We start from the raw sequence: 9,600 nt of genomic DNA, 5'->3' as shown, positions 1-9,600 counted from the left end.
TAGGGAAAGAGGCCCACACCTTCTTGCTGGGAACTTTTGGGTGCGCCCCACCCCGGTGGGGGGGACGGAGGGGTTCCCCCCCCCCCCCCCTTTGCGGCCCCCCCCCGCTTTTTTGTTCCGGGTCGCCCGGGCGGGGCCCCGCCCGCGGACCGGTTAGCTGAACGAGTCGCCGCAGGCGCAGGAGCCGGTGGCGTTCGGGTTGTCGATCGTGAAGCCCTGCTTCTCGATGGTGTCGACGAAGTCGATCGAGGCGCCGCCCAGGTACGGGGCGCTCATCCGGTCGGTGACGACCTTGACGCCGCCGAAGTCCTTGACCACGTCGCCGTCGAGCGAGCGCTCGTCGAAGAAGAGCTGGTAGCGCAGTCCCGAGCAGCCACCGGGCTGGACGGCGACGCGCAGAGCGAGGTCCTCACGGCCCTCCTGCTCCAGCAGGGTCTTCACCTTGATGGCGGCAGCGTCGGACAGGAGGATGCCGTCCGTCGTGGTGGTCTCGTCCTGAACCGTCATGTGCTTCTCTCCCGGGTTGTACGGACTGCTGGCTACCGACTGCTAACCGGCAACCGCGCGGATTCATTCCGTGCGTGTCGAGGTCCGCTACGACTTATTCCCCTCCATGCTCGCACACCGCGGCGGCGGCGAGGGAGGGCGCCGGGAGCGGTGAGAGCGAATGCGTCACATTGACGAAACCGGCATCGTCAATCTGACACGAACGGGCTATCATAGATAACGTCAAGTAGACGAAAAGGTCTGCGCTGCAAAGAAAGGGCTACGGGCCCGTGACCACGACGCAACCGCTGGACGTACAGCCCACGCCTCTCGCACTCCTCCTGCTCGGCCGGGAGTCCGACCCCCGCAGCGAGCGCGGAGTCGAGTGCCCCGGGGACCTGCCCGCACCGTCCGACCCGGACCTGGTGGAGCGCGCCCGCGCCGCCAAGGCCCGCCTCGGCGACAAGGTCTTCATCCTCGGCCACCACTACCAGCGCGACGAGGTGATCGAGTTCGCGGACGTCACCGGCGACTCCTTCAAGCTCGCGCGGGACGCCGCCGCCAGGCCGGAGGCCGAGTACATCGTCTTCTGCGGTGTGCACTTCATGGCCGAGTCGGCCGACATCCTCACCTCGGAGCGGCAGCAGGTCATCCTGCCCGACCTCGCCGCGGGCTGCTCGATGGCCGACATGGCCAGCGCCGAGCAGGTCGCGGAGTGCTGGGACGTGCTCGCCGAGGCGGGCGTCGCCGACGTCACCGTGCCGGTGTCGTACATGAACTCCTCCGCCGACATCAAGTCCTTCACCGGCCGCCACGGCGGCACCATCTGCACCTCGTCCAACGCCCGGCGCGCGCTGGAGTGGGCCTTCTCGCGGGGCGAGAAGGTGCTCTTCCTCCCCGACCAGCACCTCGGCCGCAACACCGCCGTACGCGACATGGGCTTCTCGCTGGACGACTGCGTCGTCTACAACCCGCACAAGCCGAACGGCGGTCTGACCGTCGAGCAGCTCCGCGCGGCCAAGATGATCCTGTGGCGCGGCCACTGCTCGGTGCACGGCCGCTTCTCGCTGGAGTCGGTCGAGGACGTCCGCGCCCGGATTCCCGGCGTCAACGTCCTGGTGCACCCCGAGTGCAAGCACGAGGTGGTCGCGGCGGCGGACTACGTCGGCTCGACCGAGCACATCATCACGATGCTGGACGAGGCCCCCGCCGGTTCCGCGTGGGCGCTGGGCACCGAGCTGAACCTGGTGCGCAGGCTCGCCAACTCCCACCCCGACAAGCAGATCGTCTTCCTCGACAAGACCGTCTGCTTCTGCTCGACGATGAACCGGATCGACCTGCCGCACCTGGTGTGGACGCTGGAGTCGCTGGCCGACGGCAAGCTCGTCAACCGCATCCAGGTCGACGCGGAGACCGAGCACTTCGCGAAGCTGGCACTGGAGCAGATGCTGGCCCTGCCGTAACGCGCGGCGCGATGATGGACGCGTGATCCTTCGACCGGTACGTGACGACGAGGAGGACGCCGAAGTCGTGCGGGTGATCTCGTCCGCCGCCTTCGGCGCCTCGCACGTGCTGAAGGGCGAGGCGCCGCAAGGGCCGTTACCGGCCGCGGAGATCGCCAGACAGCACAGCACCACCCGGCACCTGGCGCGCAGCGACCCCGGCGGCTGCTGGCTGATCGAGGACGGGACGGCGGGCCCGGTCGGGGTCGCGCTGTCCACCCGGCGCGAGGGCACCTGGGGCCTGTCGCTGCTGGCCGTGGTGCCCGGCGCGCAGGGCAAGGGCGTCGGAAAGGCGCTGCTCGCGCGGGCGTTGGTGCACGGCAGGGCGTGCCTGCGCGGCATCATCTGCGGCTCGCGGCACCCGGTGGCGGCCCGTACGTACCGCAGGGCCGGTTTCACGCTGCACCCCGCGATGCGGCTCACGGGCCCGGTGGACGCGGCCGGTCTCAAGCCGCCGGACGGCGCGGTGCACGAGGGCACCGCCCGCCACCGCGACCTGCTGGACTCCCTCGACCGCAGGACCCGGGGCGGCGCGCACGGCGCCGACCACGAGGAACTGCTGCGCCACCACCGGCTGTTCGTGGTCGACGACCTCGCGGGCAGCGGCTACTGCTACCTGCGCGGCGGCAGCGTCGAGCTGATCGCCGCCACCTCGCGGCGTCTTGCCTCCCGCCTCCTGACCGCCGCGCTGCTGAGCGTCCCCGAGGGCGAGACCGCCCGCGTCGACCGGCTGACCGCCGAGCAGGACTGGGCCCTGGACGTCGGGATCGCCGCCGGCCTGGAGATCGCCAACGCCGGATTCGTCTGCCTGCGCGGCATGCGCCCGCCGATGCCGTACATCCCCTCGGAGACCTTCCTCTGAGGAGTCTGACGAGGCGGCTCCGCTGCGGGCGGGCGGGCGGTGGCGGGGCGGGCGACGGGCCCGGCCGGGGGGCGCGGTCAGCGGGGGTGGGGGCGGACCAGGCCCGACTCGTAGGCGGCGACGACCAGTTGGGCGCGGTCGCGGGCGGCGAGCTTGGCCATGGTGTGGTTGATGTGGGTCTTGACGGTGAGCGGGCTGACGCCGAGGCGCGCCGCGATGGCCGCGTTGGACAGCCCGCCCGCCACCTCGATCAGCACCTCCCGCTCCCGGACGGTCAGCGCGTCGAGACCGGCGACCGTACGGACCCCGGCGTCGATCTGCTGCGACACGAAACGCGCGATCAGGCTCTTGGTCGCGGACGGCGACAGCAGCGCGTCGCCCGCCGCCACCGTCCTGATGCCGCCGAGCAGTTCCTCGGGCTCCGCGCCCTTGCCGAGGAAGCCCGCGGCCCCCGCGAGGATCGCCTGCACCACGTACTCGTCGGCCTCGAAGGTGGTCAGCACCAGCACCGCGACCCCGGTCAGCTCCGGGTCGGCGGTGATCTCGCGGGTGGCGGCGAGGCCGTCGGTACGGGGCATCCGGATGTCCATCAGCACCACGTCGGGGCTTGCGGTCCTGGCCAGTGCGACCGCCTCCGCGCCGTCGGTGGCCTCCCCGACCACCTCCATGTCGGGCTCGGACTCCACCAGGACGCGCAGCGCGCCGCGCAGCAGGGCCTGGTCGTCGGCGAGGACGACGCGCAGCGGTCCCCGCTCGCGCTCGTCGGCGAGGCGGCCGGTGCCGATCATCCGGCGCTCCCCTGGGCGCGCGGCGGGACGGCCGGGGCGGCGGCCGGGTGCGGGGGCGTGGAGAGCGGGAGCCGGACCCAGACGCGGAAGCCGCCGCCGGGGCGGGCACCGGTGCGGCACATGCCGCCGAGCGCGCTGGCCCGTTCGTGCATGCCGAGCAGGCCGTGGCCGCCGGGGGCGCCGTCGCGCGGATCGGCGGGACACGGCGGGCCGCCGTCCCCCGTACCGCCCGCGCCACCCGTACCGCCCGTACCGCCTGCACCGCTGCCGCGCCGGGGCCCCGGCAGCGCGCCGGACGGCAGCAGCGAGGCGGCCTCGCCGGGCGCGCCGTCGTCGTCCACCACGACTTCGAGCACGCCCGGCTCACGGCGGATGCGGACGACGGCGCCCGCGCCGGGGCCCGCGTGCTTCTGCACGTTCGTGAGGGACTCCTGGATCACGCGGTACGCGGTGAGGTCGACGCTGGCGGGCAGCGGCGGCACGGCCGGGTCGTCCGCCGCGCCCCCGCCCCGCTCCCCCGGCCCGGCACGCGCGTCCTCGCGCACCTCGTGGCCGTCGACCGCGCATTCGACGGTGACGCGCAGCCCGGCGCGCAGGAAGCCGTCGAGGAGCTGATCGAGGACGGCGAGGCCCGGCGCCGGTTCCATCGGCGCCTCGGGCTCTCCCGACTGGCGCAACAGGCCGACGGTGGCGCGCAGTTCGTGCAGGGCGGACCGGCTCGCCTCGCGGACGTGCGCGAGGGCCTGCTTGGCCTGGTCGGGCCTGCTGTCCATGACGTGCGCGGCGACCCCGGCCTGCACATTGACCAGGGCGATGTGGTGGGCGACCACGTCGTGCAGCTCGCGGGCGATCCGCATCCGTTCCTCCGCCACCCGCCGCCTGGCCTCCTCCTCGCGGCTGCGTTCCGCGCGCAGCGCCCGTTCCTCGACGGCGGCGACGTACGCGCGGCGGCTGCGGGCCGCGTCACCGGCCGCCGCGGCCATGCCCGTCCAGGCGAAGACGCCGAAGTTGGACTGCCCGTACCAGGGCCCCGGACCGCAGGACATGGCCAGCGCGGTCAGTCCGACGCTGACCAGCAGGCCGGTCACCCAGGTGGTGTGCCGGTCGGTGCGGGCGGCGACGGTGCACAGGGCGAGGGCCACCGCGAAGATCACCGGGATCCGGCCGTCCACCGGGCGCAGCGCGATGAAGACCGCGGAGAGCACACAGGTGAAGACCAGCACCGCCCACGGGACGCGGCGGCGCAGGACGAGCGACCCGCAGGCCAGCGCCGCGAGCGCGGTGTCGACCAGGCCGAGCCGGTACGTCTGGATCCCGGCCACCGTGCCGGCCAGGATCACCGCGAAGACGAGGGCGGCGAGACCCGCGTCAGCCGTCCCCTGATGCGCCCGCAGCCAGCGGCTGGGGCCCACGAGAGGATTCCTCGGCGGAAGCGGATACTGCACGGTAGGCAACGGTACGGGAAGCCCGGCGCGCCCCGTACCCGCCCGGTGCCCCGCCCTCAGCCCGGGATCAGTCCGTCGTCGTTGAGCAGTTCACGGACCTCTTCGAGGCTCGCGTCCGGCGACGGCAGGATCAGTGTCGACGGCTCCAGGGAGTCGTCGGGCACCGGCTCGCCGAAGCGGCGGACCGCGTCGAGCAGGGCGCCCAGCGTGCGCCGGAAGCCCTCCTCGTCCCCGTTCCTGACCTCGGCGAGCAGCTCGTCGTCCAGCTTGTTCAGCTCGCCGAGATGGCTCTCGTCGAGCCCGACCTGGCCCTCCCCCATGATCCGTACGATCATGACGGCCTCCTCCGTAACCCTGCTGACGTGCCGCCCGGCGGCCGAGCCTGCCTGTCCTGCGTACCCCTGCGGCGCGCGTCCTGTCCACGTCCACCGCAGTCCACATCCACCGCTGGTCACGACCTACCGCCGGTCATGACCTCCTGCCGGTGAGACCTACTGCTTGTCGAACCGCGGGGTGTCCTGCGGCTCGGGCTTGGCGGCCTGACCGCCCTGCCCTCCCTCGATCGCCTGCGGCGCGCTGCCGCCGGCCAGCTCGGCCTTCATCCGCTGGAGCTCCAGCTCGACGTCGCTGCCGCCGGAGAGACGGTCGAGCTCGGACTGGATGTCGTCCTTGGCCAGACCGCTCGGGTCGTCGAGCGCGCCCGAGGCCAGCAGCTCGTCGAGAGCGCCCGCGCGGGCCCTGAGCTGCTCGGTCTTGTCCTCGGCACGCTGGATCGCCATGCCGACGTCGCCCATCTCCTCGGAGATGCCGGAGAACGCCTCGCCGATCTGGGTCTGCGCCTGGGCCGCGGTGTACGTGGCCTTGATGGTCTCCTTCTTGGTGCGGAAGGCGTCCACCTTGGCCTGGAGCCGCTGGGAGGCGAGCGTGAGCTTCTCCTCCTCGCCCTGGAGCGTGGTGTGCTGCGTCTCCAGGTCGGCGACCTGCTGCTGGAGGGCGGCCCGGCGCGACAGCGCCTCGCGGGCCAGGTCCTCACGGCCCAGCGCCAGCGCCTTGCGCCCCTGGTCCTCGTAGGTCGACGACTTCTTCTGCAACTCCGTGAGCTGCAATTCGAGCCGCTTACGGGAGGTGGCGACGTCCGCCACGCCCCGCCGTACCTTCTGCAGCAGTTCGAGCTGCTTCTGGTACGAGTAGTCGAGCGTCTCGCGCGGGTCCTCGGCCCTGTCCAGGGCCTTGTTGGCCTTCGCGCGGAAAATCAGTCCCATCCGCTTCATGACACCGCTCATGGGCCTCGCGCGCCCCCTTCTCCGGCAACTGCTCCAGCATGCCTCAGCACCTCTACAGACCCCAGCCTACGGGCCCTGGTTCCATTACCGCACTGTTCGGGTGCGGATGCGGTCATCCGTAGGGACGATCACGGTTCGGTGACCTCAGGCCCAAGGAGTAGGTGAGGGGCTGGGGCCGGGCCCGGGAACCACGTAACCTGGAGGTGTGTTCCGACGTCGTTCCGAAGATGAGCAGGTCTCGACCACCGCGGTGATCGAGGACCAGGTACGTGACCCGCAGGCTCCCAAGGGTCGCCCCACTCCGAAGCGCAGTGAGGCCCAGAGCCAGCGCCGCAAGGCCGTCACCGCGCCGACCGACCGCAAGGCGGCCACGCGGCAGGCCCGCGACGCCCGCCGCACCGAGATGGCCAAGCAGCGCCAGGCGCTGGCCGGTGGCGACGAGCGGTATCTGCCGGTCAGGGACAAGGGGCCGGTGCGCAAATTCACCCGCGACTACGTCGACTCGCGGTTCCGGGTGGCCGAGTTCTTCCTGCCGGTCGCGGTCCTGATCCTCGTGATGAGCATCATCGGCTCCCTCCAGAGCCTGTCGCTGCTGCTGTGGCTGGTCGTGATCGTGGCGATCGTGGTCGACTCGTTCGTCACCGCGTTCCGGCTGCGCCAGCAGCTGCGCAAGCGGCTCCCCGACAAGAGCCACAAGGGCGCCGTCGCCTACGGGCTGATGCGCACCCTCCAGATGCGCCGTCTGCGGCTGCCCAAGCCGCAGGTGCAGCGCGGCGACCAGCTCTGAACGGCGGCGGATCCTGAACGACGCGAGGGCGGCCGACGCCGCCGGTTTCGGTCCGCCCGCTCCGGGCGGGGACGACCCGTCCGCCGGGTCCTTCGGCGCGGTGACGCCGTACGGGTCGGCGTATCCGGCCGGCGCGTACGGCTTCGGGACTCCGGCCGCCGGTGTGCCCGTCCCGCCCCCGGCTCCCGCCGCGGAGCCGCCCGGCGCGGGCGGCTTCTCCGGCGGCGCGGGCAACTGGCTGGCCGGGCTCGACGGCCTGCGCAACACCGTCAGGCAGGAGCTGGTCTCGCGCCAGCTCGACGAGCGCCTCACCGCGCACTTCCCGCCCAGCGGCGGCGCCCACGCCCGGCACCAGCGGTCGCTGCGCGTGCTGGACATCGGCCCCGGCCAGGGCACCCAGGCGCTGCGGCTGGCCCGCGCGGGCCACATCGTGACGGGTCTGGAGTCCGACCCGGCGATGCTCACCGCCCTGCGGGCCGCGGTCGCCGCCGAGCCGCAGGACGTACGCGACCGGATGGCGCTGCTGCGCGGCGACGGCCGCCAGACCGGCCGCCACTTCGGGCCCGCCTGCTTCGACGTCGTGCTCTGCCACGGCGTGCTCATGTACGTGCCCGACCCCGAGCCGCTGCTCGCCGCGCTCGCCAGGGTGCTGGCCCCCGGCGGCCTGCTCTCGCTGCTCGTGCGGAACGGCGACGCGCTGGCCATGCGGCCGGGGCTGCTCGGCGACTGGTCGGGCGCCCTGGGCGCGGTCGGCGCCACCGGCTACACGAACCGGCTCGGCCTGACCACCCGCGCCGACCGGCGCGAACGCCTCACGGCGACGCTCGCCGGGATCGGTGTGCCCCTCCAGGAGTGGTACGGGGTGCGGGTCTTCACCGACACCGCGCCGGACGGCGCGCGCCCTCCGCAGGACCCGCACGAGCTGGCCCAGCTGCTCGACGCGGAGGAGGCCGCCGGGCGGACCGATCCGTACCGCGCGGTGGCCGCGCTGCTGCACCTGTGCGGCGTGCGCCGCTGACCGCGCCTGCGTGAAGGTGTCCGTACGGAGGTCCGCGGGAAGGCCGCGTGGAGGCCAGTACGGAGATCCGCGCTATGGCTGCGGGGAGGCCCCGGGTGGGGCCCGAGTGAGGTCCCGCGGGAAGGCCCGGGCGGAGGACGGTGTCCCGGCGGGGGCGAGACCCGTTTGGCCGTGCGGGCCGGGTCAGGGGCAGCCGCAAACGCGACAATTCAGGCATGAGTGGATCGCGTACCCCTTGGCACCGCACCCGGTTCCTGCTACCCGGCGCCGCCGCCGTCTGCGCGACGGCGATGTTGGCCTCCGGTTGCAGCTCCGACTCCGGCTCGGCGGCGAGGTCGGCCCCCGCCACGGTGGCGCCCGCGGCTGACACGTCCTCGTCGGGGAGCAACGACCTCCAGACGTCGTACGAGAACACCGTGAAGAACGTGCTGCCGTCGGTCGTGCAGATCACGACGAACTCCGACCTCGGCTCCGGGGTCGTGTACGACGACAAGGGCGACATCGTCACGAACGCCCATGTGGTCGGCACCGCGAAGAGCTTCCAGGTCAATCTGGCCACCGGCGGCAAGGCGCTGGCCGCGACCCTGGTGGCGACCTACCCGGCCGAGGACCTGGCCGTGATCAGGCTGTCGTCGCCGCCGAGCGGTCTGCACCCGGCGAGCTTCGCGGACTCCTCGAAGGTGGCGGTCGGCCAGATCGTGCTGGCGATGGGCAATCCGCTGGGGCTGTCGAGCAGCGTCACCGAGGGCATCGTGTCGGCGACCGGCCGCACCGTCAGCGAGGGCGCCACGGGCGGCGGGACCGGCGCGACCATCCCCGACATGGTGCAGACCTCGGCGTCGATCAATCCGGGCAACAGCGGCGGCGCGCTGGTGAACCTCGCCAACCAGGTCATCGGCATCCCGACGCTGGCCGCGACCGACCCGCAGCTCGGCAGCGGCTCGGCGCCCGGCATCGGCTTCGCGATCCCGTCCTCGACGGTCACCCGGATCGCCGGCCAGATCATCAAGGACGGCAAGGTCGTGGACTCCGGCCGGGCGGCGCTCGGCATCACCGTGCGCGGCGTCGTGGACAACGGGCTCCAGCCCGCGGGCGCCGCGATCGTCTCGGTGACCAAAGGGGGCGCCGCCGAGAAGGCCGGGCTCAAAACTGGCGACGTGATCACCAAACTGGGCTCGACGCCGATCACCACGGCGCAGACGCTGACCGAGGCGCTGGCCTCGTACAAGCCGGGCGACAAGGTGCGGGTCGGCTACGAGCAGGACGGGGCGGCGAAGACCGTGGAGGTCACGCTGGGCTCGCTGTGAGCGCGGTACGGCATGACGACGGCGGGGGGGGGGGGGGGGGGGGGGGGGGGGGGGGGGGGGGGGGGGGGGGGGGGGGGGGAGGGGGGGGCCCTCTCCCGTGGGGGGAGGCGCGGTCGGGTGTG

10 protein-coding genes are annotated in these 9,600 nt (G+C 72.9%); 5 read left to right on the top strand and 5 right to left on the bottom strand.

Annotated features, from left to right (window positions below):
* Positions 1-153 precede the first annotated feature (153 nt).
* Entirely contained in the window at positions 154-507 is a 354-nt protein-coding gene (locus tag ACZ4EF_RS06375; RefSeq protein ID WP_188281477.1) for a HesB/IscA family protein, read from the bottom strand.
* A gap of 269 nt (positions 508-776) precedes the next feature.
* Here ACZ4EF_RS06375 and nadA point away from each other — a divergent pair, with 269 nt between their 5' ends.
* On the top strand, positions 777-1,949 hold the full coding sequence (gene nadA / locus ACZ4EF_RS06370; RefSeq protein ID WP_355334291.1) for a quinolinate synthase NadA: 1,173 nt from the start codon (positions 777-779) through the stop codon (positions 1,947-1,949).
* Between the two features lie 22 nt (positions 1,950-1,971).
* Positions 1,972-2,850 (top strand): GNAT family N-acetyltransferase, encoded by an 879-nt coding sequence (locus ACZ4EF_RS06365; RefSeq protein WP_355334294.1) that lies wholly within the window; start codon positions 1,972-1,974, stop codon positions 2,848-2,850.
* Positions 2,851-2,927: 77 nt separating this feature from the next.
* On the opposite strand, the gene ACZ4EF_RS06360 is transcribed toward ACZ4EF_RS06365, so the two are convergent.
* The 4 genes from ACZ4EF_RS06360 to ACZ4EF_RS06345 form a co-directional block, all read right to left on the bottom strand.
* Entirely contained in the window at positions 2,928-3,638 is a 711-nt protein-coding gene (locus tag ACZ4EF_RS06360) for a response regulator transcription factor (protein ID WP_402712147.1), read from the bottom strand.
* Entirely contained in the window at positions 3,635-5,050 is a 1,416-nt protein-coding gene (locus tag ACZ4EF_RS06355; RefSeq protein WP_467503051.1) for a sensor histidine kinase, read from the bottom strand. Before ACZ4EF_RS06355 ends, ACZ4EF_RS06360 begins: the two co-directional genes overlap by 4 nt.
* A gap of 89 nt (positions 5,051-5,139) precedes the next feature.
* Positions 5,140-5,418: a PspA-associated protein PspAA gene (pspAA, locus tag ACZ4EF_RS06350; RefSeq protein WP_188282672.1), complete on the bottom strand. Its 279-nt coding sequence runs from the start codon at positions 5,416-5,418 to the stop codon at positions 5,140-5,142.
* Positions 5,419-5,574: 156 nt separating this feature from the next.
* Positions 5,575-6,366 carry a PspA/IM30 family protein gene (locus tag ACZ4EF_RS06345; RefSeq protein ID WP_355334301.1) on the bottom strand — a complete coding sequence of 264 codons (792 nt, stop codon included), beginning with the start codon at positions 6,364-6,366 and terminating at the stop codon, positions 5,575-5,577.
* A 205-nt stretch (positions 6,367-6,571) separates the two neighbouring features.
* Here ACZ4EF_RS06345 and ACZ4EF_RS06340 point away from each other — a divergent pair, with 205 nt between their 5' ends.
* From ACZ4EF_RS06340 to ACZ4EF_RS06330, 3 genes are all read left to right on the top strand, one after another.
* The gene (locus tag ACZ4EF_RS06340) at positions 6,572-7,153 is read left to right on the top strand and encodes a DUF3043 domain-containing protein (protein WP_355334304.1); all 582 of its coding nucleotides are present in this window, start codon (positions 6,572-6,574) and stop codon (positions 7,151-7,153) included.
* 238 nt (positions 7,154-7,391) lie between these two features.
* Entirely contained in the window at positions 7,392-8,171 is a 780-nt protein-coding gene (locus tag ACZ4EF_RS06335; protein WP_467503088.1) for a methyltransferase domain-containing protein, read from the top strand.
* 215 nt (positions 8,172-8,386) lie between these two features.
* On the top strand, positions 8,387-9,478 hold the full coding sequence (locus ACZ4EF_RS06330) for a S1C family serine protease (RefSeq protein ID WP_401303867.1): 1,092 nt from the start codon (positions 8,387-8,389) through the stop codon (positions 9,476-9,478).
* Positions 9,479-9,600: the final 122 nt, after the last annotated feature.

The sequence above is a fragment of the Streptomyces sp. NPDC025721 genome (genome assembly GCF_055558595.1).
Note: the sequence above shows the minus strand (reverse complement) of the source record. Positions and strands in the feature narration are given on the sequence as shown.